Source organism: Pseudoxanthomonas sp. OG2 (genome assembly GCF_014192765.1).
In the GTDB taxonomy this organism is placed as follows: domain Bacteria; phylum Pseudomonadota; class Gammaproteobacteria; order Xanthomonadales; family Xanthomonadaceae; genus Pseudoxanthomonas_A; species Pseudoxanthomonas_A beigongshangi.
In genome coordinates this window covers 538,211-563,185 of record NZ_JACHYM010000002.1, presented here as the reverse complement: position 1 = coordinate 563,185, position 24,975 = coordinate 538,211, and the positions used below count along the sequence as shown (strand labels likewise).

The following is a 24,975-nucleotide window of genomic DNA, read 5'->3' as shown; positions in this document are numbered from 1 at the left end:
CGACCCGACTACGGGGCCGACAGGAGACCTCATCGGGCCGGGAAGCAGCAGGCAAGGAGGAAGCCTGCCTCTTCTTTTCTATACAAGGATTTCAGATTGGCAAGGGGGCCTTGCGCGTTTCCAATTTTCCTTTTGCATGAAGAGTAGACCCATGTGAGTAAGGAGGCCTACTCATGAAATCCCGTTCAATGAAGGCGCTGCTGGCGTCTGTCCTGTTCTTCGTTGTCACCATGCCGGCGCATGCCCACGTTCCTGCCGGCTCGATCGCGGATGTCCACGGCAAGAAGCCGGGGCTGTTCAAGCGGCTGTTCCACCGCCACAAGGACGCTCCTCAGTGGGACGGCGTCCACCCCGACCTGCGGGCCAAGCTGGAAAGGATCCAGCAGCAGATGAAAGAGGAGGGCTATGACCTGCGCCTGGCCGAGGGCTACCGGTCCGAGGAACGCCAGGCCGAACTCCTGGCCAGCCAGAAGGGCGTGACTCAGGTCGGCCCGGGTCGAAGCTGCCACAACCACGGCTTCGCCGCCGACATGGTCATCCACAAGCGGGGGCGACCCAGCTGGAACCTCAAGAACGACCACGTTCGCCAGGGATACGAGCGGTATGGGGAACTGGCCCAGGCGGCCGGCTTGCGGTGGGGTGGGGCTTGGACGGACTTCAAGGACATGCCCCACGTCGAGCTTCGGGCGCCCTGCTTGATGGCCATTCGCTCTTACAGGGCTGGACAGGAGGTGAGGGTGGCGACCGTGGTGCCCGAGCCCTTGCCACCGCTCTGGCCGGGCCTGGACCCGCTTGCCATTACACCAGTTGAGGCGTGCGAGGGTTTCGTGTGCCGGAGTCAGCTGGAGTGGAACCTGTCCACTTCGATGATGGGCTGGAGCGCGTGGTGGTCGTTGCAGATGCCCGTGTTCGAGGAGCCTCAGCGGTGCCCGGCAATCACGGACATAAGGACTCCGTGGCTTGGATGAGTGGGTGAGTCCACTCATCTCGTCGCATCACCCACCGATTGCCGATCGTCAGTTGCGTGTGTTCCTAGCTAAAAAAGCTAGAAAAGTGGTCGCCAAGGGGTAGCCAAAACGGTGAACGCGGCTTTGGTGCCAAAAATAAAGCTTTTAAAACAATGGCATGGATATGAGCAAGAAGCACACGCGCTTACTGCTTCATCAGGGGCGTGTGTTCCTGCGACTTGTCCTGCTTCATGTGACCTTCTGGAAAACATCCGGCGCGCCGGGCGCCCGTCCGACATCGGCGGAAAGGCCATGCAGCCGGGCGGGGAAAGGCTGCAAGTTTAGGGGATCGCTGGTGGACCGAGGAGCGGGCGCGCCGCCGCCGGCGATGGCTGGCACCCGCGGTCGGCGGATTGCCACGCGCGCCGTCGGCATGCATGGGCCATGCGGTCGTTCCTGATCGCATCGCCAAGGCGTGGCCACCCTCGCTCAAAGGGCTGGAAGGAAGACGTCGGGCCCCGGTTCGCGCCATCGCGCGAGTAACCTATTTTCCGCACGAGCGTGCTTATTTTCCCGTGCAAAGTGCGCGGTCTGCGTATGGGTGCGCTGCAAAATGCTTCGTTGCGGCCAGGGGTGCTAGCTTCCCTCGCACAGGGGGCGCGCAATGCGCGCAAATGAATATCAGCAGTCGCAAGGCAGGTCCGAATATCGCAGTCGATTGATTACATCCGACATGACCCGGGGGAGGGGAACACATGGTCGCCAAACCGCAGCACCGCGCACTCGCGCTCGCCGTTTTCGCCGCACTGTCCGCCAATCTGCAAGCGCAGGAAGCCACGCCAGCCCAGACCAAACCCGACGAGGAGGCGACCACGCTCGCGACCATGACGGTCACCGCGCAGAAGCGCGAGGAAGCGATGCAGGATGTGCCGATCATGCTGACCGCGTTGCCGGAGCAACTGCTGCAGGACGCCGGGGTGTCCGACATCAAGGACGTGCAGTTGCTGGTGCCGGGCCTGCATGTCAGTTCGACCACCAACGAGTCGCAGACCACCGCGCGCATCCGCGGCGTCGGCACCAACGGCGACAACGCCGGCCTGGAGTCGGCGGTGGGCGTGGTGATCGACGGCGTCTACCGGCCGCGCACCGGCGTGGGTTTCGGCGATCTGGGCGAACTGGAACGCATCGAGGTCCTGAAAGGACCGCAGGGCACCGTGTTCGGCAAGAACACCTCCGCCGGCGTGATCAATGTCATCACCCGCCGTCCCAGCTACACCCAGAGCGCGGAAGGTGAGCTGACCTTCGGCAACTACGGCGAGTTCGGCATTTCGGGCGCCTACAACGACGCCATCAGCGACCACGCCGCCTTCCGCATCTATGCCGCCAAGCGCACCCGCGATGGTGTGACCGATGTGAACACCGGCACCGGACCGCGCACGCAACGCGAGGACAGCGACCGCGACTTCCGCACCCTGCGCGCGCAATTGCTGTGGGAACCGAACGACGACCTCGACTTCACCTTCATCGCCGACTACACCCGCCGTGACGAGAACTGCTGCGTCGGCGTGACCACCGTGCGCGGCCTGACCGCCAACATCCTGGATGCGCTCGCGGGCGGGGTGGGGCGCGCGGTCATTCCGGTCGCCGATCCCGAACGGCGCCTGGCCTACAGCAACCGCGGCACCGAGCAGAGCGTGCTGGACAAGGGCTTCTCCACCCAGATCGACTGGAACACGCCCTGGTTCAACGGCGCCACCCTCACCTCGATCACCGCCGCGCGCGACTGGCAGTCGGTCAACGCGCTGGACTTCGACTTCAGCGGCGCGGACCTGCTGTACCGGCGCAACAACTTCGATGACTCCTCGACCAAGTTCAAGACCTTCAGCCAGGAACTCCGGCTGACCGGCAGCACCGACAAGCTGGACTGGATGGTGGGTTTCTTCTATTCGGATGAGGACCTGGAGCGCCACGACCAGTACATGATTGGCAGGCACTACGAAGCGTATCTGTCGACTGCGCTGTTGAGCCTGTTCGCCCGCCAGCTCGCTCCGCTGGGCATCACCGTCAACACCGCCAATCCGTTCCTGTTCGCCTCGCAGGCCACCGGTCGGGCGTTCGGCAGCGTATTCCCGGGGGAAAGCGAGGGCGCGCACGACACCTACAACCAGAACGCCAGGACCGCGGCCTTGTTCACCAACAACACCTGGCATGCCACCGACCAGTTGGCGATCACGCTCGGCCTGCGCTATACCCACGAAAAGAAGGAACTGGATTCGGTCTACACCAATCCAAACGGCAGCCTTGGGTGCGCGACCGCGCTGATGGCTCCGGCGCAGGTGGTGGGCGCGTTGATGGCGCGCGGGATTCCGCAGGCGGTCGCCCAACAGCTCGCGCCAACCACGATCGGCTACATGTGCCTGCCCTGGGCCAACATCGCCCACAACGGACGCCACACGAAGCAGGACCGGTCCGAAAGCGAGTGGTCCGGCACGCTCAAGTTCGCCTACCGCTGGAACGACCACCTGATGACCTACCTGTCCGGCGCGCGCGGCTACAAGGGCGGCGGTTTCAACCTGGATCGCGTGCAGTCGAACACGGGCCTGTCCAGCGGCACCGCCGGCATCCTGCCGGTCAGGGACACCTCGTTCCCCGGCGAATTCGTCGACAGCTATGAGCTCGGCGCCAAATCCACCTGGCTGGACGGCAACCTGCTGCTCAACGGCACCCTGTTCTACCAGGAGTTCACCGACTTCCAGCTCAACAGTTTCCTCGGCACCAGCTATGTGGTGCGCTCGATTCCCAAGGTCACCTCCAAGGGCATCGACGCCGAAGTGCTGTGGCAGACCGGACTGGATGGCCTGATGCTGCAGGCCGGCCTCACCTATGCCGACACCCGCTATGGCAACGACAGGCCCACCTCGGAATTCGCCGCTCCCGGCGGCACCCTGTACAAGCTGCCGGGCAACCACATCAGCTTCGCGCCGCTGTGGTCGGGTTCGGCGTCGCTGACCTACCAGTGGGACTTCGGCAGCAGCCTGATCGGGCGCTTCAATGTCGGCGCCAAGTACATCTCCGAACACAACACCGGTTCGGACATGGACATCGAGAAGATCCAGGAGGGCTACACGCTGGTCAACGCCCGCATCGGCTTCGGCGCGAATAACAAGCGCTGGATGGTGGAGCTGTGGGGACAGAACCTGACCGACGAGACCTACCAGCAGGTCGGCTTCGACGCCCCGCTGCAGAACTTCTCGCCGACGCCGGGCGATCCGACCAATTCGTTCAACGCGTTCCTGGGCGCGCCACGCACCTACGGCGTGACCCTGCGCGTGACGTACTGACCCCGGGCGATTCCGCCGGCATGACGCATGCACCCGTCCCGTTCCGGGCGGGTGCATGCCGATGGCGGGCAGACAGGGACATCGAATTCGGCTAAAACGGGGACTTCTTCCCCCGAGCTTCGCCGATGTCGACCGTGGCCGCGATTCCTTCCGACGCCGAACTGCGCGAGCAGGCCGAACTGATTGGCGCCCGCCTGCGCGCCGAGCACGATCACCTGGTGACCGCGGAAAGCTGCACCGGCGGCTGGATCGCCAAGACGGTGACCGACATCGCCGGCTCCTCGGACTGGTTCGACAGCGGCATGGTGGCGTACAGCTACGAGGCCAAGCAGGCCTTGCTGGGGGTGCGTCCGCAGACCCTGGAAACCCATGGCGCGGTCAGTCGCGAGACCGTCATCGAGATGGTGTCCGGCGCGCTGGTCAATTCCGGCGCCAGCGTCGCCGTGGCGGTGACCGGCATCGCCGGCCCTGGCGGCGGCAGCGAGGGCAAGCCGGTCGGCACGGTCTGGATTGGCTGGAAGCGGCGCGGCGGCTACGCGCGCGCCGAAGTGTTCCAGTTCGACGGCGATCGCGACGCCGTGCGCCGGCAGACCGTGGCCTCCGCGCTGCGCGGACTGGAACGGCTGTGACGATGCAGACGGGCAGGGACGGGCGACGCTGACATGTGGGAGACCTTGGGGGCGGTACGCGATCTGGGGCGGCTGCAGGAAATCGCGTCGGTCCTGATCCGCAACGGTTTCGGCGACATGGTGCGGCGCGTCGGTCTGGCCGGCGCGCTGGAACGGGCCGGCCGGCTGCTGCACTGGCAGCATGCGGAGGAAACCCTGCGGATGGAGCCGCCCGAGCGCCTGCGCCGCGCGCTGGAAGCGCTGGGCCCGACCTTCGTCAAGCTTGGACAGGTGCTGGCCACCCGCATCGACCTGCTGCCGCCGGAATGGATCGCCGAGCTGAGCCGGTTGCAGAACGCGGTGCCGGCGTTGCCGTATGACGCCATCCGCCCGCAATTGATCGAAGACCTGGGCGACGCGCCGGAGAACATCTTCGCCCGACTGGATCCGGAACCACTCGCGGCCGCGTCGCTGGCGCAGGCGCACCGCGCCTGGCTCGATGACGGCACGGCGGTGGTGCTGAAGGTGCGCCGGCCGGGCATCCGCGAAGTGGTCGAAGCGGATCTGCGCCTGCTGGCGCGGTTGGCCGAAATCATCCAGGCGCAGGTTCCCGACCTGCGCCGCTATCACCCGGTGGGCATCGCCCAGCAATTCGCCGCGTCGCTGCGCGCGGAACTGGATTTCGCGAGCGAATGCCGCAACGCCGAGCGCATCGCGTTCAATTTCCGCGACCATCCCGAAGTGCTGATTCCGGCGGTGCACTGGCAATGGACCAGCGAGCGCCTGAGCGTGCAGGACTGGGTGGACGGCATTCCCGGCTGCGATTTGGCGGCCGTCGACGCGGCGGGACTGGATCGCCATGCGCTGGCGAGCACGGGCGCGGCGATCGTGCTCAAGATGGTGCTGGTGGATGGCTTGTTCCATGCCGATCCGCACCCCGGCAACGTGTTCTATCTTCGCGACGGTCGCATCGGCCTGATCGACTTCGGCATGGTCGGCGGCGTGTCCGAACAGCGGCGATTCCAGGTCGCGCGCTTGCTCAACGGGCTGGTCGGCGAGGACCCGGAGGCCGTCACCGACATCCTGCTCGACTGGACCGAGGGCGACGCGTCGGTCGACGAAACCCGTCTGCAGGCCGACGTCGGCGTGTTCACCGATCGCTATCGCGGCGTGCCGCTGAAACAACTGCGGATGGGCGCGATGCTCACCGACGTGGCCGCGCTGCTGCGCCGGCACGGCCTGAGCCTGCCGCCGGATCTGGCGCTGATGATCAAGGCGTTCCTGACCCTGGAAGGCCTGGGCCGGCAACTGGATCCGGAATTCGACATGGCCAGCGAGGCGCGCCCCTACCTGGAGCGGGCGATCCTGGATCGCTATTCACCGCGCGCGGTCGCCCGGCGGGGACGCCGCAGCCTGTCCGGCGCCCTGGACCTGGTCGGCGACATGCCGCGGGACCTGCGCCGCCTGCTGCAGGCGGCCCGCCGCGGACGCCTGCGCGGGCAACTGGACATCACCTCGCTGAAAGCCTTCGGCGACCAGCTCAACAGCGCCGCCAACCGGCTGACCATCGGCGTGGTCACCGCCGCCCTGATCATCGGCTCGTCCATTGTGATGAACAGCGTGGGCGGCGGCATCTCCAACCGCTGGCTGATGGCGATGGGCGTGCTGGGCTTCGTGTTCGCGGCGATGACCGGCGTCTGGATCGTGCTGTCGATCTGGCGCAGCGGGCGGAAGTAGGCCGACTCCGCGGCCGGCAGGCTGGCGGGGCCCCGGCGTGCCGAAAGGGAATGGGGCACAGGCTTGCCAAGTGCGTTTGTTAGTAGTAATACTACTAACCATGGACCTGACCGATACCCAGCAAGCCATCCTCGCCCTGATTGCCGAGCGCATCGAGGCCGAGGGCATGCCGCCCTCCCAGACCGAGATTGCCCGGGCCTTCGGGTTCAAGGGCGTGCGGGCGGCGCAATACCACCTGGAAGCCCTGGAGCAGGCCGGCGCCATCGAGCGGCTGCCGGGCCGGGCGCGCGGCATCCGCCTGCTGAAGGCGCCGGTGCAGCCGCAGCCGGAGCTGGCGTTTCCCTCCGCCAACGACGACGGGCTGCGGATTCCGGTGTTGGGCCAGGTCGCGGCGGGCGCGCCGATTGGCGCAGATGCCGGCCATCATGACTACGTGCTGCTGGACCGGGCGTTCTTCGCCCCGGCTCCGGACTACCTGCTGCGGGTCAAGGGCGATTCCATGCGCGACGAGGGCATCTTCGACGGTGACCTGATCGGCGTGCACCGCACCCGTGACGCGCGTTCGGGGCAAATCGTCGTCGCCCGCATCGACGACGAGATCACGGTCAAGCTGCTCAAGGTCGGCAAGGACCGGATTCGCCTGCTGCCGCGCAATCCCGACTATTCGCCCATCGAAGTGCAGCCGGATCAGGATTTCGCCATCGAAGGCCTGTATTGCGGCCTGGTGAGGCCCAACCGGTGAAGGGCCGACGGAACCGTGCGGGTTTGTCCGACGCCCGGCCGCCGGATTCCCCGATGGCCGGACCACGGCGATTTCCTTAATTTCAGATTTTCCGGGGCTGTCGCAGCCCGTGCGATCCACCCCCGCTAGCCTTGCATTCAACGATTGATACTTCCGAGGAACTGATGATGGACGAGAACAAGAAGCGCGCCCTTTCCGTGGCCCTGACCCAGATCGAGCGCCAGTTCGGCAAGGGCTCGGTGATGCGCATGGGCGACCGCGTGATCGAACCGGTGGAAGTCATCCCGACCGGCTCGCTGATGCTGGACATCGCCCTCGGCATCGGTGGCCTGCCCAAGGGCCGCGTGGTGGAAATCTACGGACCGGAATCCTCGGGCAAGACCACCCTGACCCTGCAGGCCATCGCCGAGTGCCAGAAGCAGGGCGGCACCGCGGCCTTCATCGACGCCGAGCATGCGCTGGATCCCATCTACGCCGCCAAGCTGGGCGTCAACGTCGACGACCTGCTGGTCTCGCAGCCGGATACCGGCGAGCAGGCGCTGGAAATCGCCGACATGCTGGTGCGCTCGGGCTCCATCGACATCGTCGTCATCGACTCGGTCGCCGCGCTGACGCCGAAGGCGGAAATCGAGGGCGAGATGGGCGACCAGCTGCCGGGCCTGCAGGCCCGCCTGATGAGCCAGGCCCTGCGCAAGCTGACCGGCAACATCAAGCGCTCCAACACCCTGGTGGTCTTCATCAACCAGCTGCGCATGAAGATCGGCGTGATGATGCCGGGCCAGAGCCCGGAAACCACCACCGGCGGCAACGCGCTGAAGTTCTACGCCTCCGTGCGCCTGGACATCCGCCGTATCGGCGCGATCAAGAAGGGCGACGAGATCATCGGCAACCAGACCAAGATCAAGGTCGTCAAGAACAAGCTGGCGCCCCCGTTCAAGCAGGTCGTCACCGAGATCCTTTACGGCGAGGGCATCAGCCGCGAAGGCGAACTCATCGACATGGGCGTGGAAGCCAAGCTGGTCGAGAAGGCCGGTGCCTGGTACAGCTACGGCAGCGAACGCATCGGCCAGGGCAAGGACAATTCGCGGACCTTCCTGCGCGAGAACCCGCAGATCGCGGCCAAGCTGGAGGGCGAACTGCGCGAGAAGTTCCAGCCGGCCGAAGCCTCGCGTGGCGAGAGCGACGACGCGGACCAGGATGACTGAGCCGTTCGGCATGGGAAGTGGCCTGGAATGGATGCCGGCCGCCCGGCCCGGCGGATGGAATGATGGGCAGGGATGAAAAGCCGGGCTCGCCGCGTCCGCGGCGGTCCCGTCCCGAGCAGACGCCGGTCCAGCGGGCACTCGGGTTGCTGACCCGTCGCGAGCATTCGCGGCGGGAGCTGGAACGCAAGCTGGCCTCCCGCGGCGTGGATGCAGGGGAGGCCAAGGCGGCGGTGGAACGACTGGCCAGCGAGGGTTGGCAGGATGACCGCCGGTTCGCCGAATTGCTGGTCCGCAGCCGGGCTGGCAGCGGTTATGGGCCGCTCCGCATCCGCGCGGAGTTGGCGACCCATGGGCTGGATCGCGATGCCATCGCGGCGGCCATGGACACTTTTGATGGCGACTGGACCGAAACGGCGTGCGACCTCGTCCGCCGCCGTTTCGGTCCGGCCGGCTTGACCGATCTGGCCGGGCGGCGCAAGGCCGCCGATTTCCTGATCCGGCGAGGTTTCGACGGCGGCAGTGTCCGCGCGGCGACCCGGCTGGACTGGGAGGACTGAACCCGCCGGGCCTGTTAATCTAGGGCATTGGGTTGCTTCGGCAGGCTCGCGCCCGCATCTGTGGGGGACGCGGCGTCCGGATGCGCCCGTCAGCCAATGCCAGCCAGATGACCAGCTTCCCCAAAATCAGCACCCGCCAGATCCGTCAGGATTTCCTCGATTTCTTCCACAGCAAGGGCCACACCATCGTGCCCTCGGCGCCGCTGGTACCGGGCAACGATCCGACCCTGCTGTTCACCAACTCGGGCATGGTCCAGTTCAAGGACGTGTTCCTGGGCGCGGAGAAACGCAGCTACGTGCGTGCGGCCGACGTGCAGCGCTGCCTGAGGGCCGGTGGCAAGCACAACGATCTGGATTCGGTGGGCTATACCGCGCGCCACCACACCTTCTTCGAGATGCTGGGCAACTGGTCCTTCGGCGACTACTTCAAGAAGGAAGCCATCGCCTGGGCGTGGGAACTGCTGACCGGCGTGTGGAAGCTGCCGAAGGAGCGCCTGCTGGTCACCGTCTATCACACCGATGACGAGGCCTTCGAGATCTGGAACAAGGGCATCGGCATCCCGGTCGAGCGGATCGTCCGCATCGGCGACAACAAGGGGGCGCCGTTCGCTTCCGACAATTTCTGGCAGATGGCCGACACCGGTCCGTGCGGTCCGTGCACCGAGATCTTCTACGATCACGGCGATCACATCGCTGGTGGTCCGCCGGGTTCGCCCGATGAGGATGGCGATCGTTTCATCGAAATCTGGAACCTGGTGTTCATGCAGTTCGACCGCCAGCCGGATGGCACTCTGGTGCCATTGCCGGCGCCGTGCGTGGATACCGGCATGGGCCTGGAGCGCCTGACCGCGATCCTGCAGCACGTCCACAGCAACTACGAAATCGATCTGTTCCAGGCCCTGATCGAGAAGGCCGCCGAGCTGACCGGTACGCAGGATCGCGAGAACAAGTCGCTGCGCGTCATCGCCGATCACATCCGCGCCTGCAGTTTCCTCATCGTGGACGGCGTGCTGCCTTCCAACGAGGGCCGCGGCTACGTGCTGCGCCGGATTATCCGTCGCGCCCTGCGCCACGGCTGGATGCTGGGCGTGCGCCAGCCGTTCTTCCACAAGATGGTGGGCACGCTGTCCGAGCTGATGGGCGAGGCCTATCCCGAACTGCCGGCCGCCCGCGATCTGGTCGAACGGGCGTTGAAGGCCGAAGAGGAGCGCTTTGCCGAGACGCTGGATTCGGGCATGCGGATCTTCGACGACATCGCCGCCCGTGCCCAGGGCATGATTCCCGGTGTCGAGGCTTTCCGCCTGTACGACACGTATGGCTTCCCGGTTGACCTGACCGCCGACATCGCCCGCGAGCGCGGCCTCACGGTGGACATGGCCGGTTTCGAGACGGCGATGGAGCAGCAGCGCGAAACCGCGCGCGCCGCCGGCAAATTCGCTTCCGGCGCCAGCCTGCCGGCCGATCTGGTGGCGCAGCTGCAGCCGACCGGGTTCCTGGGTTACGAGCAACTGGACGCGGGCGACCTGCGTGTGGTGGCGCTGATGAAGGACGGTCGTCCGGTCGAGTCGATCGGCAGCGGGGACGAGGCTTTGGTCCTGCTGGATCGCACGCCGTTCTACGCCGAGTCCGGCGGACAGGTGGGCGACGTGGGCCGCTTGGCCGGACCCGACGCCGAGTTCGCAGTGTCGGACACGCAGAAACTCGCCGGCCAGTTCCACGGCCATGTGGGCCGGATGACCCGCGGCACCCTCAAGCTGGGCGACCGGATTGCCGCGAGCGTGGATGCGCCGCGGCGCGCGGCCACCATCCTCAATCACTCCGCGACGCACCTGCTGCATGCGGCGCTGCGCGAAGTGCTGGGCACCCATGTGCAACAGAAGGGCTCGCTGGTGGCGCCGGATCGCCTGCGCTTCGACTTCTCGCATTTCCAGGCCATCAGCCCGCAGGAACTGGCCGAGGTCGAGCGTCGCGTGAACGCGCAGGTGCGCGCCAACCATGAGGCCGAAGTGCACCACATGGGCATGCAGGAAGCATTGGATTTCGGCGCAATGGCGTTGTTCGGCGAGAAGTACGGCGAAAACGTGCGCGTGCTGCGCATGGGCGAGTACTCCACCGAGCTGTGCGGCGGCACCCATGTGGGCCGGACCGGTGACATCGGACTGTTCAAGATCGTCAGCGAAGGCGGCGTCTCCGCGGGCGTGCGCCGGATCGAGGCGGTGACCGGGCAGGGCGCGCTGGATCACGTGGACGCCGAGGAGCGCCGGCTGCAACAGGCCGCCGAACTGCTGGGTGGCAACGCCAACGACGTGGTTGAGAAGATCCGCGCCCTGGCCGAGCGGCAGAAGAAACTGGAACGCGAGCTGGAAGTCCTCAAGGCGAAGGCGGCCTCGGGCGCCACCGCCGATCTGGCCGGAGCGGCGCAGGACGTCAAGGGCGTCCGCGTGCTGGCTTCGCGACTGGAAGGTTTCGACGCCAAGGCCTTGCGTGACGCGGTCGACCGGCTCAAGCAGCAATTGGGCGATGCGGTGATCGTGCTGGCCGGTACCAGTGACGGCAAGGCGGCGCTGGTGGCCGGCGTCAGCGGCGCGGCCGCCGGCAAGGTCAAGGCCGGGGAACTTCTCTCCCATGTCGCCGGTCAGATCGGCGGCAAGGGCGGTGGTCGCCCGGATCTCGCCCAGGGTGGTGGCGAGGACGGGCCCGCCCTTGTGTCTGCCCTCAAGGGCGTCAATGACTGGGTCGCCGGGCACCTGCAATGAACCGCCCGGCCCGCGCCCGCGCTTGCGGGCGCGTGCTTCGGCCCGTACCATGATTCACGACGATGAACCTATCTGGAAGCGTCCTCGCGCCCAGCGATGCAGGAACGCGGCCCCGGCCTTAATCTTGCCGGATTCAGGAGAAGAAACATGTTGATTTTGACCCGCCGAGTCGGCGAAACCTTGATGATCGGTGATTCGGTCACGGTGACTGTGCTCGGCGTGAAGGGCAACCAGGTGCGCATCGGTATCACCGCGCCCAAGGACGTTGCCGTGCACCGCGAAGAGATCTACCAGCGCATCCAGCGCGGCGAGGAAGCGGGTTCCGCTTCCCACAACGACGATTCGTCCTCGAGCTGATTCCGTTTGCCGCCGAACCGGTCTGCCGTTATCCTATGCGGCCGCCGTCGTTCGACTGCGGAACATTTCCCGGAGTGATGCCCGAGTGGCCGAAGGGGCTCCCCTGCTAAGGGAGTATAGGGTCAAAAGCCTTATCGAGGGTTCGAATCCCTCTCACTCCGCCAGTTGCATCCAGAAACCCCGCCTCGGCGGGGTTTCTGGTTTTCGGCGCCTGCGAATCCGATTGCGCGAAGTCGCGCCGACGCGGTGACGCTCGTTGGTCGCAACGCGCCGACCGCATGCGGCATGCAGGTGACCGATGCTTTCCGGCCACCGGGCGACGTGTTCGTTCTTCGCATTTTTCTTCACGGCGTCGCTCGGGACGTCTCCGACAGGGGGCTCACCGATCGTATCGCCTCGCGGCCTGGGGGCCTTCCAGGGCGATCCGGGGACACCCCTGCCATCGGTCATGCTTGACTACAGATGTAGTCAGTTCTAGTTTGACTACATCTGTAGTCATCCCCGTGGAGGGGACCATGGCACGCAAGAGCATCGGGGACCAGGAGCTGGCCCTGCTCCAGTATGTGGGGCAGCAGGGAGACGCGTCGGTCGGGGAGGTCGCCGCCGGTTTCGGCGAGGTGCAGGGACTGGCGCGCTCGACCGTGCTGACCATGATGGAACGGCTGCGCGCCAAGGGATATCTGAAGCGGCGCCAGGCCGACGGCCTCTACCGTTATTCGGCCACCACCGGCGAGGACGACGTGGTGCAGGGCGCGGTGGCGGCTTTCGTGGAGAAGACGCTGCGGGGCTCGGTCAGTCCTTTCGTCGCCTGGATGTCCAAGCGCGGCGAGGTCAGCGACGAGGAACTGGCCGAACTGGAAGCACTGGTGGCGCGACTGCAATCCAAGCGGCAGGAGGACTGATCGATGGACGCCTTCATCGTTGCGTGCCTGGAGCGGCTGGCGGCGACCAGCGTGCAGACCGTGGTGCTGGTGACCCTGGTCTGGGGTCTCTGCCGGCTGTTGCCCCGCGTGCCGCCGGCGACCCAGTGCTGGTTGTGGTGGCTGGTGGCCCTGCAGGCCCTGCTCGGGCTGGTCGCGCCTCCGCTGGAACTGCCGTGGCTGGCGCAGGCGCCTGCCGTCCCGGTCGTCGAAACCATGCCGCTTGCCGCGGCGGGCGGCGACGCCATGGCGGGTGCGAACACCGCCGCGCCAGCGGTCCCGCCCGGGTTTTCCTGGCAGCTTGGCCTGGTGGCGCTATGGCTGGCAGGCGTGATCGTCATGAGCGGCGTGACGCTGCGTGACTGGTGGCGCAGCCGCGAACTGCTCAGGCGTTCGGCGCCATGCACGGATGAAGTGCTGGTCGAGGCGCTGGCGCTCGCCGCCGAGGCCCACGGACTGCGGCGGACTCCGCGATTGCGCGTCTCCGACGGTATCGATTCCCCGCAACTGGTCGGGCCCTGGCGCCCGATCCTGCTGCTGCCCGCGCATCGGGTGCTGGGTGGCGACGACCTCGACATGGCGCTGACCCACGAACTGGTGCACCTGCACCGGCGCGATCTGTGGTGGGGATGGGGCCCGACCCTGGCGCGCCACCTGTTCTTCTTCCATCCGCTGATCCACCTGGCGGTGCGCGAGTACGGCATCGCCCGCGAAGCCGCCTGCGATGCGGCGGTGGTGGCGGGGGATCGCCGCTGCCGTCATGACTACGGCCGCCTGTTGGTACGGCTGGGCACGTCGCCCTCGCTGCGCACCGGGCTGGCCAGCGCCTCTCCCACTTTCCTCTGCCTCAAAAGGAGATTGACCATGTTGCAGAACACCGCTTCCTTTCCGCGCGTGGGTGCTTTCGCGCTGCTGATCCTGGTGGCCGCCATCGGCGTGGCGCCGTTGCGGCTGGTGGCCGCACCCAGCGAGGGTGCCGCCGCGGCGGGCCCGCAGTCCGCCGGCGGCGGAACGGTCATCGTCCAGTCGACCACTTCCCTGGTCACCACCGCGAGCGGGGAGGATGAAGTCAGCGGACAGATCCACCTGTCCAAGTCCGGTACGGATCAGGCCTATGTGCGCATCCGCGGCAAGGGCGAGCGCACAGTCATGAACGGCTCCACCGATGATCTGGAAGAAGCGCGCCGCGCGATCGCCGGGCAGGGAGACGCGCTCTGGGTTCGCCAGGGCGGCGCGCGCTACCTGATTCGGGATCCGGAGACGCTGGCGCGCTTTGACGCGCTGATCGCACCCATCCGCGAACTCGGCGATCAGCAGGGCGCCCTGGGCCAGCGCCAGGGCGCGTTGGGCCAGCAGCAGGGCAAGCTCGGCCAGGAGCAGGGCGAGCTGGGCCAGCGCCAGGCGCGGTTGGCGCTGGCGGCGGCGCAGCGGGCGATGGACGGAGGTTCGCGTGATGAATCGGCCAGTGAAAAGCGCGAACAGGCCGAGCTCGCCGCGCGCCAGAAGGCATTGGGCGAGCGCCAGGAAGGCCTGAGTCGCCGACAGGCCGATCTGAGCCAGCAGCAGGCCGTGCTCAGTACCCGCCAGGCCGAAGCGTCCCAACGCGCCAATGAGGGACTGAAGCATCTGCTGGCCACCGCGTTCGCCAGTGGCGTCGCTCAGCCCATCGGGAAGTAAGAGGGCGGCTCCCTCCGGCGTTGGCCGACCCGCGCCCCGAAAGCCTCGCCGCGGCGAGGTTTTTCGGTTTTCGGAGCTTCGTTGCACCCTGGAAAATTAAGAGGAATCCGATTTTCTGGCGGTCCCCGGTTTCTCAGACTGTGCCGTATGCAGTCCAAATCATTCCCGGGGATAGGCAGCAAGAATCACGTATCGGGGGTCACACTGGTCGAATTGGCGGTGGTGCTCGCCGTCGCGGGACTTTTGCTGGCCCTGGTGGTGCCGGCCTATCGGGATTTCATGGCCCGGGCGCGCATGAGTGAAGCCTTTGCGGTAGTGGGGCCGCTCAAATCGGCGGTACTTGAGACAGTCATGACCCAGGGGGACCCGGCCACTTTCCTGGCATCCCTGCCGATCCAGGGCAAGAGCCCGATGGAAGTCTTCGGCTACACGCCGGTCGGTTATCTTCCGGGAAGTCAGGGAACCCGCCACGTCAAACAGGCGGTCATCAGCGAGACCGGGGTCATCATCGTCCAAGCCGAGGACACCGGTTGCGCGGCATACATCGGCGGCGGGGAAGACATCACCCTGCTCTGGCTGTATCCGAAGCTCAATGCCAGCCAGTCCGGACTGGACTGGCTATGCGTATCCGCCTACTACTACTGGCAGGCCAAGGAGCGCGCCTACAAATGCATGCCCGCCGCCTGCCAGCATGATGACAACGATCTGCGAAAGTGGCTGAGGGAATGACGACGGGGACCAGGCTATCGCCTGAACGCGTCGTGGAGCACAGCCGCTCGTGCGGCCATCCCATCCATGAAGGGAAAAAGGCGGGGCGAATGCCTCAGGTTTCCAGCGTCGCGGACATAAAAAAACAGGCAGACCGAAGTCTGCCTGTTCTTGCAAATGGCGCGCCCGGAGAGATTCGAACTCCCGACCGCCTGGTTCGTAGCCAGGTACTCTATCCAGCTGAGCTACGGGCGCGTTGCGTTAGAGGCGGAATTCTGCACGATTCGATTTCGGTCGTCAATCATTTTTCCGTAACGAATTTCCGGGGCCGATGCCGGCCCGCGGCGGGCGGGCACCGCCGGCGCTCTCGCCATTGAGCCGGGATGACGACCCGGTCGCAGTTCGGAAAATGCCGGGGACGCGATCGGCGCCGGTTAGCGGGACTTTCACGGTCGGCCCGTGACAATACCGTCCACAGGGGGAACAACCAGAATTCCGGGAGTTCCAAATCAATGCGTTTTTCCAAGTCCTTGCTCGGCCTGGGGCTGATTGCGGCTGCCCCGCTGAGCGCGGCGGCCGCGACCTATACGGTCGGCCCGTCCGGGCGCCAGTACACCCAGCTGTCCACGCTGTTCAACAACGTCAATCTCGCCCCCGGCGACATCGTCGAGGTGGATGGCAATGCGACCTACAGCGGCAACATCGTCATCGGTGACGACGACAGCGGCACCGAAGCCAATCCGGTGACCATCCGCTGGCGGCGGGTGGCCGGCGCCACGCGGCCGGTGCTGAGCGGTGGCACCCATACCATCAAGTTCGAACAATCCAACCACGTCGTGCTGGAAGGATTCGAAATCACCGGCGGCAGTTCGAGTTGCGTCTTCAGCGAGGCCCACAACGCGACCGTGCGTGATGCCTACATCCACGACTGCCCGTCGCACGGCATCCTCGGCGCGGATCAGAATTCGGGTTCGTTCACGCTCGAATACAGCGAGGTCGCGCGGGCCGGGCAGGGCGATCGCCGTCATGCGATCTACATGCAATCCGACGAGGTCGCGTTCCCGGACACGGTATTCCGGATGCGCTACAACTACGTGCACGACGCCACCGGCGGCGTGCTGGTGCGGGTGCGCCACCAGCGTGCGGAGATCTATTACAACTGGATCGAAGGCTCGGATCTGCACGAGGTGGAACTGATCGGGCCGGACTGCGAAACCCAGAAGTCCGGCTGGACCGCGGACCTGCGCCGCGAGGATGCCGACGTGGTCGGCAACGTGATCATCCATCGTGCCGGCAGCCGTTCCGGCAACGCATTCCGCATCGGCGGCGATCTCAACGGCCGCAACCAGGGCCGTACCCGCCTGGTCAACAACACGATCATCCTGGATCGCGGCGGCAACGCCAACGCGGTGTTGGTGCAACTGGGCCAGGGCTCGCTGGAGATGCACAACAACGCCATCTACCAGAATGGCGGCAGCACCCCGGCGATCGTGCGTGAGAACCCGGCCAGCGACGTGGCCGCGCCCTACTGTGGGCCGTCGAGCCGCGAGCCGTGGTCGAACGGCCGCAAGGTCGCCGGCAGCAACAACTGGGTGCAGACCGGGTCGACCCTGGTGCCGGCGGAGTGGAGCGGCACCGTGCGTGGCTCGGATCCGATGCTCACCAATCTCACCCAGCGCAGCCTGCGTCCCCGCGCCGGCAGTCCCCTGCTCGCCGCGGGCAACAACACGCCGGTGACCCCGACGGCGTTCCCGTTCCCCTCGCCGCAACTGTTGCCGGCGTTCGACCCGCCGCTGCGGGCCAAGCTGGCGATCGGCGACGCGCACGCGCGATTGGCGCCGAGCCGGATCGCCATCGGTGCGCTGGAGCAGAGCGACATCGATACCCGCATCCGGGTCAACGGCGCACAACCGATGATTCCCGGACAGGGGCCGGCTTCGTCGGCCGCACCGCCGACCGCCGGAGGGCAGGTCCAGCCGGTGTCGAGCGGGCGTGGCGTGTATGTCGGGCGGTCGCCGTACCGGCAGGCACCGGCGGCGCGTTATCGCCGTTCGGTGGTGAGGCCCTGACGGACGCGCCGGGTAACCGGGCAGGCTCCGGCCTTCCCGGCGCTTGCGGAAAAAGAAAGGCCGGGGCGACCCGGCCTTTTTCGTGGTCGCGGGCGGGGGAGATCTCCGCGGACGGATCGCCAGGGGCCTGTCCGGACAGGTATCCCGCCGTCGGGGCAGGGTGTTTCCCGGCGCGGACTCCCGATCCGGGAAGCGGACGGAAGGTGGCCGGGTGCCGGCTGAAGTCGCGTTGATAGCGGTGTTACCAATGCAAGTGAAACCGTGGGTATCCGCGAATGACCTTAGTACGGGCAGGCCGCAGGAACACCAGGGATTCGGGGGCCAGGACAGGGGGAGACATGCAGGATTGCTTGAATGCGTGCGGCCGGTGCCGCGCGCCGCGGGGCTTGCGGACGAAGGCGCTGCCGATGCCGGTGGCCGGGAGGTTGTCATGAAGTCCAGCCAGGCCAGCCGCAAGGCGCGCGCCGCCCGCATCCTGTGGATCGCGGAGGCCATCGTGCTGATGGCCGCGGTGATGGCCGCCGCCTGGATCCGTTTCCACAACGAGCCCGAGTACCACGTCGTCTTCGTCGAACAGGCGCCGATCCGCGCGGTGCTGGTGGCGCTGTTCCTCACCGGCGCGATGGCGGCGTTCGGCCTGTACCAGGTGCACGTCCGCCACACCCGGCTGGATTTCATCCTGCGGCTGACCCTCTCGTTCGCATTCGGCGGCATTGGCCTGGTGGTGCTGTATTACCTGATTCCGGCCACTTACATCGGCCGCGGCGTGCAGGCGATGTCGCTGGCGCTCGGTCTGTTGGGCGTCTGCCTGGTGCGGCTGGCCTGGATGCGCATCTACGGCTCGGATGTGCTCAAGCAGCGGATCCTGATTTTCGGCGCCGGCAAGAACGCCGACCTGATCAATTCACGCATGCGCCGCAAGTCCGATCGGCGTTCGTTCCTGGTGCTCGGCTTCGTGCCGGTGCCCGGCCAGCCGGTGCTGGTGAGCGAGGACCTGCTGGTCCGCCCGGGCGAGGAGGGCCTGGCCGAACTGGTCGAGCGCATGCAGATCGACGAACTGGTGATCGCGCCCGACGAGCGTCGCGGCGGCCTGCCGATGGAAGAGATGCTGCTGTGCGTGCAGCGCGGCGTGTCGGTGGTGGACCTGTCCAGCTTCTTCGAGCGCGAGGCCGGAATGGTCCAGCTCAACGTGGTGGATCCTTCCTGGCTGGTGTTCTCGGGCGGATTCGATTATTCGACGCCGCGGCGGCTGAGCAAGCGCTTCTTCGATCTGGCGGCGGCGCTGGCGCTGCTGCTGATCGCCTGGCCGCTGATGCTGCTGGTGGCGCTGGCGGTCTGGGTGGAATCGGGTGGCCCGATTTTCTACAGCCAGACCCGGGTGGGCGAGCGTGGCCGCCACTTCACCCTGACCAAGTTCCGCAGCATGCGCGTGGATGCGGAAAAGGACGGCGTGGCGATATGGGCGAGCAAGGACGATGATCGCAGTACCCGGGTCGGCAAGTTCATCCGCAAGACCCGCCTGGACGAGCTGCCGCAACTGGTGGCGGTGATCCGCGGCGACATGAGTTTCGTCGGGCCGCGCCCGGAGCGGCCGCACTTCGTCGACATGCTCAACGACGAGATCCGCTACTACGGCGTTCGCCACAGCGTGAAGCCGGGCCTGACCGGCTGGGCGCAACTGCGCTATCCCTACGGTGCCTCGGTGCGCGACGCCGAGGAGAAGCTGAAGTTCGATCTGTTCTACGTGAAGAACCACGGCCTGGTGTTCGACCTGATGATCCTGCTGCAGACGGTCGAGGTCGTGCTGTTCGGACGTGGCGCGCGCTGACGGCGTTCCCGGGATGCGGGAACGCCGCGGCTCAACCGGGAAGCAGGCTGCGGATCGCGCGACGCGCGGCGAACGGCGCCAGCCGCAGCAGTTCGCGGCGGACCGCCGGATCCGGCGTCAGTCGCCAGGCATCGCGCGCCAGTCGCCAGCCGTCGCGCCAGCGCCCGCGAATCAGCATTCCACGCGCGTTGCGCGCGTAGGTGCCGGCCAGGGCGCGGTCCAGTTCCGCATCGGCGACCTGCCCGCGCGCGGCGCGCACCGCACGTTCGACCACGCGCACGTAGTCGTCATAGGTGCTGGCTTCGGCGGAGAGGCCATCGTGTCCGCGCATGGCGCGCACCAGCGACTGCTCGACCACGCCGATCGGCCAGCGTTGGGCGATGCGCAGGTGGAAGTCGATGTCCTCGGCGGTGCGCAGGCTTTCATCGAAACCGCCGATGTCCTCGAACACCTCGCGGCGCAGGATCGCCGACGCCGGCGCGAGCGCGGGATTGTGGATCACCCAGCGCAGCACCTGGCCGTCTTCGCGGATGACGTCGCGGCGACGAAACACGTCGATCAGGCGGCCTTCGCTGTCGACCCGCTCGACGTCGCACAGGACCATGCCGGCCTCCGGGTGCGCTTCCAGCCAGGCCAGTTGCCGTTCGGTCTTTTCCGGCAGCCATTCGTCGTCGCTGTCCAGCAACGCGAAGTAGCGGCCGCGGGCCAGGCGCATGCCGTGGTTGCGCGCGGCGGATACGCCCGCGTTGGCCTGCCATACGTAGCGCACGCGATCGCCGTAGCGCGTGCGCAGGAGTTGTTCCGTGCCATCGGTGGAGCCATCGTCGACGACGATGATTTCGTCGACGGCGCGGGTCTGCGCGAGCACCGTTTCGATCGCGCGCACCACCAGGTCCCGCCGGTTGTAGGTGGGTATAATCGTTGAAACCTCGATAGCTGGCGCCATGCTGAAGGATCTCTCCAAGAAGCTTCTATACGTCAGTGGCCTGCTGGGCCTGTACCACCGTGTGCGCAACGCGGACAGCCTGACCGTGGTGATGTTCCATCGTACCCTGAGCCCGGACGATCCGCGCTGGCGGACCTGCGATCCGGATTACACGCTGGCCACGCGCTGGCTGGCCGATTCGCTGGCGTTTTTCCGCAGGCACTACCACGTGGTATCGCTGGAACAGGTGCTGGCCTCGCGCCGGACGGGGGCGCCGCTGCCGCCACGCGCGCTGCTGATCACCTTCGACGATGGCTGGGCCGACAATGCCGACTACGCGTTGCCCGAATTGCGCAAGGCGGGCCTGCCGGCGTTGATGTTCGTGGTGTCCGATGCGGTCGGTACCCGCCAGCCGTTCTTCCAGGAACGCCTGATCGCCGCGCTGCGCCGCGGCGCGTTGAAGCTGGCCGACCTGGCCGACGCGATGCAGCCACACCTGTCCGAACGGTGGCGGCCGCGCGATGAATCGCTGGACGAGCTGCGCGAGGCGATCGCGCGGCTCGAACGGATGCCGGCCGAACACCGCGAGGCGGTGCTGGCGCCGTTCATGGCGGCGCTGGACGATGGCCACCGGCACATGGTGACCGTGGAGGAATTGCATCGGCTGGCCGCCGGCGGCATGGCGCTGGGCCTGCACGGCAAGACCCACGCGCCGATGAAGCACGCGGCCGATCTCGACGCGGAACTGTCCGGCGCGCGCGCCGCGCTGGCGCGGCAGCTGGGACAGCCGGCGCCCAATGCCGAATCGATGTCCTTCCCGCATGGTTCCTTCGACGATGCGATCGCGCAGCGCGCGCGCGATGCCGGCTACGAGCTGATCTTCACCAGCGTGCCGGTGCTCAATCCGGTCGCCGGCGGGGTTGGCTGGCTGCTGGGGCGCACCGGCTTCGAGACCGATGCGGTGGTCGATGCGCGCGGACGTTTCCGGCCGGACTGGCTGGCGCTCTACCTGTTCCGCAAACCGGCGCAGCGGCTGGCCTGAAGCCAGGCCGCGCGCCTCATTCGTCCTCATCCGCCGAGGTCAGGAACCAGACCGGTTCGGTGGCGTTGGCGAGGTTCCAGCGCACGAACACCGGGCGTTGGCTGCGTTCGCTGAAGCCGGCCTCGCGCCATCCCTGCAACTGGCCTTCCGGCCCGGTGATCTCCACCGATACCGAGCCATGGCCCGCTGCGCGCGCGGCGGCGATCAGGGCCTGCACGTAGTGCACGGTGAGTCCGTGCGCGCCGTTGTCGGACCAGAAGTCGCGCACGTGCAGGGTGGCGTCCTCCACCTGCACCGCGAACCATGCCTTCAGTGCGTGGCTGCCGGGCGAAGTGATCCAGAGGTAGCGGGTGGTCGCCAGCGGCGAGTCGTCGAAGCGCCACTTGGCGTGCACGCTGTCGCGCACCGCGAGCACGCCATCGCCCTGCGACGCGGCAGCCCACAGGGCATCCATGCGCGGATCGGCGCGGTTGCCCCATTCGGTGCGCAGGCGCGGGCCATGCCAGCGGCGCCAGCCGTCGCGCAAGGCCACCCCCGTATCAAGCAGCCAGCCCGCGGCGGGTGCCAGCCATTCCGGCATCCGCGCGCGCAGGTAGCGCGCGTGGCGGATCACCCGCGCATAGCGCACCAGATGGGTCGCCTGCTGGTAGCCCATGCGCTTGAACACCGCCGCCGCCTTCGGATTGGGGAATCCGTACAGGACGTCCACCTGCTCCCGGCCGGCGTCGATCAGCCCCTGCTGCAGCATCAGCGCCGGGCCGAGCGAGCGGTGCTCGGGCAGCACCGCCAGATCGACCAGCACGCCGGCGTCCAGATCGCGGCCACGATGGCGCATCCGGCGGCGGCCGGCGCAGGCGGTGCCCACCCATTGGCCGGTCCGGGTTTCCTGCAGCAGTTGCAGCAACGGCGCGCCGTGCGGGCAACCCAGGTAGAACCAGTCGTACTTGGCGGCGATCCGATCGGTGCGGCCCAGATTGCCCCACCAGATCGACAGCACGGTGTCGCGGTCGCGCAGCGGATCGCCGGCATGGACCAGGTACTGCGGCGTGGGCGGGGATTGGTTCACGGATCAGTCCAGCTCGGGCACGTCGCCGGCCAGCACCGGTGCCATGTGCAGGTAGCGGGTGGTGCGGCGCTTGTTGCGGATGTCCTCGTAGACCGCCTCGGCCTGCGCCGGGGTGATGCCCAGCGCGGTGGCCAGTTCGCCGGCGGGACGGGCGTGGTTGAGCGCCCACAACGCCAGATCCATCTGCTGGTAGGGCAGGGCGAAGTAGAACTCGTCCTGGCCCTGGCTGAGGCTGTAGGTGTCGGTGGTGGGAATCGCCGCACAAACGCGCTCGGGCAGGCCCAGGTGGCGCGCCATGCCGTACACCTGCGATTTGTACAGGTGGGCGATGGGCTTGACGTCGGCGGAGCCGTCGCCGTTCTTGACGAAGAAGCCCTGGTCATATTCGACCCGGTTGGGCGTGCCGACCACGCCGTAGTTGAGGCGATCGGCGTGGAAGTACTCCAGCGTCTTGCGGATGCGCTGCTTGAAATTGGTCGCGGCGACGATGGCCAGGTAATCGGCCAGCGCCAGTTCGCGCTCGTGGCGCCGCCCATCCGGCGATTCGGCGATCAGGCGGAAGCGGTTGATGCGGCCCTCGGTGCCGCCGTCGATGACGATCTTGAACTTCCAGCCCTCGCCGTACTCGGGCAGGGTGTTGCGCACCGCCTGGTCGCGCGCGCGGTAGCAGCCGATGGCTTCCAGTGCCGGCGCGATGTCGACGGTCTCGGTGCGCACGCCGAGGTGTTCGGCCAGCAGGCGGGCGCGCACCGCGCTATCGTCGGAGGAGTCGCGTTCCGGCAGGATCAGGGTGAACACGCGATCCGGACCCAGCGCGCGCACGGCCAGCGCCGCGCTGACCGAGCTGTCGATGCCGCCGGAAATGGCGACCACCAGGCCGCGCCGGTGCAACTGCCGCGCGGTGATTTCACGCAGGCGCGCGGCGATGCGATCGGCTTCCTGTTCGTAGTCGATGTCGAGGACGTGGCGGTCGAGGCTGCTCATGGCGTTGCGGTCTGCTCCATCAGTTGGAAGCGTCGCACCTTGCCCGAGGCGGTCCGGGGCAGGGTGTCGACGAAGGTGACTTGTCGGGGAATCTTGTACGGGGCCAGGCGCGCGCGGCAGTGCGCCTTGATGCGGTCCTCGGCGCGGGGCGGCAGTTCGCCGGCGGCGACGACGAAGGCACGGATGACCTGCCCCATCACTTCGTCGTCCACGCCCACCACCGCGACCTCGCGGACGACGGGCAACTCGGCGATGACCTCTTCCACGTCGGTGGGGTGCACGCGGTGGGCGCCGGTCTTGATCATGTCGCTGCGGCGGCCCTGCAGGTACAGGAAGCCGTCCGCATCCAGGTGGCCGAGGTCACCGGTGTGCAGCCAGCCGTCGCGCAGCACCTGCGCGGTCGCGTCGGGATTGTTCCAGTAGCCGGCCATCACGTTCGGGCCGCGCACGCAGACTTCGCCATCCTCGCCGGGCGCCGCGGTGGCGCCGTCCTCGCGGCGGATCCGCCATTGCACGCCGGTCACCGGGATGCCGACCGAACCGAGCTTGTCGTCCAGCCGTTCCGGTGGCAGCCAGCTGATCCGCGAGGTCGCCTCGGTCTGCCCGTACATCACGTACAACCGCGGCGTCGGCAGCAGTTCGCGTACCCGGCGGGTCAACGCCGGCGACATCGCGCCACCGGCCTGGGTGAGATAGCGCAGGCTGGACAGCGGACGCGCACGCGCGGCCAGCGGCTCCAGCAGCAGGGCGAAAGTGGACGGCACGCCGGAGAAGCCGGTCGCTTCGGCCTGCTCGATGGCGTCGAGCACCAGGTGCGGGAACATCAGGCCGGGGCCGAGCACCACGCAGGCGCCGCTGATGAGATGGGTATGCAGCACCGATGCGCCATAGGCGTAGTAGAACGGCAGCACGCTGAGCACGCGATCGGAAGCATCCAGGCGCAGGTAATCCACGATGGCTTGTGCGTTGGCCAGCAGGTTGGCGTGGGTGAGCATCACGCCCTTGGGCGCGCCGGTGGTGCCGGAGGTATACAGGAGCAGCGCCGGATCAGAGGCTTCCGGCAGCAATGTGGTGGGCGGCGGTTCGCCAGCGTTCCCGTCCACCAGCGCTTGTCCGTCTTCCAGCGCGGTGCAAGCCGGTGGCGTGGGCAACTGCGCGATCGCCTCGACGACATCGCGATGCGCGGCTTCATGCACCACGTGGCGTGCGCCGCAGTGCTGCAGCCAGGGCAGGAAGTCGCGCAGGCGCGCCTGCGCGTTCAGCGGCACCGCGATGCCGCCGGCCAGCCAGGTGCCGTAGCAGGCGACCGCGGCCTCGATGCGGTTGGGCAGGATGATCGCCACCCGATCGCCGTCGCGCAGGCCGGTCTCGCGCAGGCGCGCGGCGAACCGGCGCGCCTGCCGCCAGAAGCCGGCGTAGTCGGCGTGGCGATCGCCGTCGACGAGGGCCGTGCGCGCGGGCACATCGCGCGCCACGCGTTCGACCCGGGAGCAGAGGGTTTCCATC

The 24,975-nt window shown here is 67.2% G+C and carries 19 protein-coding genes and 2 tRNA genes; 16 read left to right on the top strand and 5 right to left on the bottom strand.

The window, feature by feature from the left end; genetic code table 11:
- Window positions 1–173 precede the first annotated feature (173 nt).
- From FHW78_RS15595 to FHW78_RS15535, 13 genes are all read left to right on the top strand, one after another.
- A complete protein-coding gene (locus FHW78_RS15595; RefSeq protein WP_255443320.1) occupies window positions 174–968 on the top strand; it encodes a M15 family metallopeptidase in 795 nt (264 codons plus the stop codon).
- 734 nt (window positions 969–1,702) lie between these two features.
- Complete coding sequence (locus tag FHW78_RS15590) at window positions 1,703–4,288, top strand: TonB-dependent receptor (protein WP_183642628.1); 2,586 nt, start codon at window positions 1,703–1,705, stop codon at window positions 4,286–4,288.
- 125 nt (window positions 4,289–4,413) lie between these two features.
- Window positions 4,414–4,917, top strand: coding sequence for a CinA family protein (locus tag FHW78_RS15585; RefSeq protein WP_181444093.1), 504 nt, complete (start codon window positions 4,414–4,416; stop codon window positions 4,915–4,917).
- 33 nt (window positions 4,918–4,950) lie between these two features.
- Window positions 4,951–6,633 (top strand): AarF/UbiB family protein, encoded by a 1,683-nt coding sequence (locus tag FHW78_RS15580; RefSeq protein WP_183642625.1) that lies wholly within the window; start codon window positions 4,951–4,953, stop codon window positions 6,631–6,633.
- A gap of 100 nt (window positions 6,634–6,733) precedes the next feature.
- Window positions 6,734–7,375, top strand: coding sequence for a transcriptional repressor LexA (lexA, locus tag FHW78_RS15575; RefSeq protein ID WP_141453455.1), 642 nt, complete (start codon window positions 6,734–6,736; stop codon window positions 7,373–7,375).
- Window positions 7,376–7,542: 167 nt separating this feature from the next.
- Window positions 7,543–8,580: a recombinase RecA gene (gene recA / locus FHW78_RS15570; RefSeq protein ID WP_183642622.1), complete on the top strand. Its 1,038-nt coding sequence runs from the start codon at window positions 7,543–7,545 to the stop codon at window positions 8,578–8,580.
- Between the two features lie 62 nt (window positions 8,581–8,642).
- The gene (recX, locus tag FHW78_RS15565; protein WP_183642619.1) at window positions 8,643–9,137 is read left to right on the top strand and encodes a recombination regulator RecX; all 495 of its coding nucleotides are present in this window, start codon (window positions 8,643–8,645) and stop codon (window positions 9,135–9,137) included.
- A 107-nt stretch (window positions 9,138–9,244) separates the two neighbouring features.
- The gene (alaS, locus tag FHW78_RS15560) at window positions 9,245–11,893 is read left to right on the top strand and encodes an alanine--tRNA ligase (protein WP_183644738.1); all 2,649 of its coding nucleotides are present in this window, start codon (window positions 9,245–9,247) and stop codon (window positions 11,891–11,893) included.
- A 147-nt stretch (window positions 11,894–12,040) separates the two neighbouring features.
- Window positions 12,041–12,250: a carbon storage regulator CsrA gene (gene csrA / locus FHW78_RS15555; RefSeq protein WP_141453448.1), complete on the top strand. Its 210-nt coding sequence runs from the start codon at window positions 12,041–12,043 to the stop codon at window positions 12,248–12,250.
- Window positions 12,251–12,321: 71 nt separating this feature from the next.
- A tRNA-Ser gene (locus FHW78_RS15550) sits at window positions 12,322–12,414 on the top strand.
- Between the two features lie 351 nt (window positions 12,415–12,765).
- Window positions 12,766–13,152 (top strand): BlaI/MecI/CopY family transcriptional regulator, encoded by a 387-nt coding sequence (locus tag FHW78_RS15545; protein WP_183642616.1) that lies wholly within the window; start codon window positions 12,766–12,768, stop codon window positions 13,150–13,152.
- 3 nt (window positions 13,153–13,155) lie between these two features.
- Complete coding sequence (locus FHW78_RS15540; RefSeq protein ID WP_183642614.1) at window positions 13,156–14,847, top strand: M56 family metallopeptidase; 1,692 nt, start codon at window positions 13,156–13,158, stop codon at window positions 14,845–14,847.
- Between the two features lie 147 nt (window positions 14,848–14,994).
- Window positions 14,995–15,576 (top strand): pilin, encoded by a 582-nt coding sequence (locus FHW78_RS15535; RefSeq protein WP_183642610.1) that lies wholly within the window; start codon window positions 14,995–14,997, stop codon window positions 15,574–15,576.
- A gap of 157 nt (window positions 15,577–15,733) precedes the next feature.
- On the opposite strand, the gene FHW78_RS15530 is transcribed toward FHW78_RS15535, so the two are convergent.
- A tRNA-Arg gene (locus FHW78_RS15530) sits at window positions 15,734–15,810 on the bottom strand.
- A 257-nt stretch (window positions 15,811–16,067) separates the two neighbouring features.
- On the opposite strand from FHW78_RS15530, the gene FHW78_RS15525 reads away from it, so the two are divergent.
- Window positions 16,068–17,624, top strand: a complete 1,557-nt coding sequence (locus FHW78_RS15525; protein WP_183642607.1) for a right-handed parallel beta-helix repeat-containing protein — start codon at window positions 16,068–16,070, stop codon at window positions 17,622–17,624.
- Between the two features lie 430 nt (window positions 17,625–18,054).
- A complete protein-coding gene (locus tag FHW78_RS15520; protein ID WP_183642604.1) occupies window positions 18,055–19,452 on the top strand; it encodes a TIGR03013 family XrtA/PEP-CTERM system glycosyltransferase in 1,398 nt (465 codons plus the stop codon).
- 31 nt (window positions 19,453–19,483) lie between these two features.
- On the opposite strand, the gene FHW78_RS15515 is transcribed toward FHW78_RS15520, so the two are convergent.
- Window positions 19,484–20,398: a glycosyltransferase gene (locus tag FHW78_RS15515; RefSeq protein WP_183642601.1), complete on the bottom strand. Its 915-nt coding sequence runs from the start codon at window positions 20,396–20,398 to the stop codon at window positions 19,484–19,486.
- Here FHW78_RS15515 and FHW78_RS15510 point away from each other — a divergent pair.
- Window positions 20,397–21,419 (top strand): polysaccharide deacetylase family protein, encoded by a 1,023-nt coding sequence (locus FHW78_RS15510; protein WP_183642599.1) that lies wholly within the window; start codon window positions 20,397–20,399, stop codon window positions 21,417–21,419. The genes FHW78_RS15515 and FHW78_RS15510 overlap by 2 nt on opposite strands.
- Window positions 21,420–21,435: 16 nt before the next feature.
- Here the strand turns inward: FHW78_RS15510 and FHW78_RS15505 are convergent, their stop codons facing one another.
- The 3 genes from FHW78_RS15505 to FHW78_RS15495 are packed head-to-tail and all read right to left on the bottom strand — an operon-like array spanning window position 21,436 to window position 24,974.
- Window positions 21,436–22,485 carry a GNAT family N-acetyltransferase gene (locus tag FHW78_RS15505; protein ID WP_183642596.1) on the bottom strand — a complete coding sequence of 350 codons (1,050 nt, stop codon included), beginning with the start codon at window positions 22,483–22,485 and terminating at the stop codon, window positions 21,436–21,438.
- Between the two features lie 3 nt (window positions 22,486–22,488).
- Window positions 22,489–23,469, bottom strand: a complete 981-nt coding sequence (gene nadE, locus FHW78_RS15500; RefSeq protein WP_183642593.1) for an NAD(+) synthase — start codon at window positions 23,467–23,469, stop codon at window positions 22,489–22,491.
- Window positions 23,466–24,974 carry a class I adenylate-forming enzyme family protein gene (locus FHW78_RS15495; protein ID WP_183642591.1) on the bottom strand — a complete coding sequence of 503 codons (1,509 nt, stop codon included), beginning with the start codon at window positions 24,972–24,974 and terminating at the stop codon, window positions 23,466–23,468. Before FHW78_RS15495 ends, nadE begins: the two co-directional genes overlap by 4 nt.
- Window position 24,975: the final 1 nt, after the last annotated feature.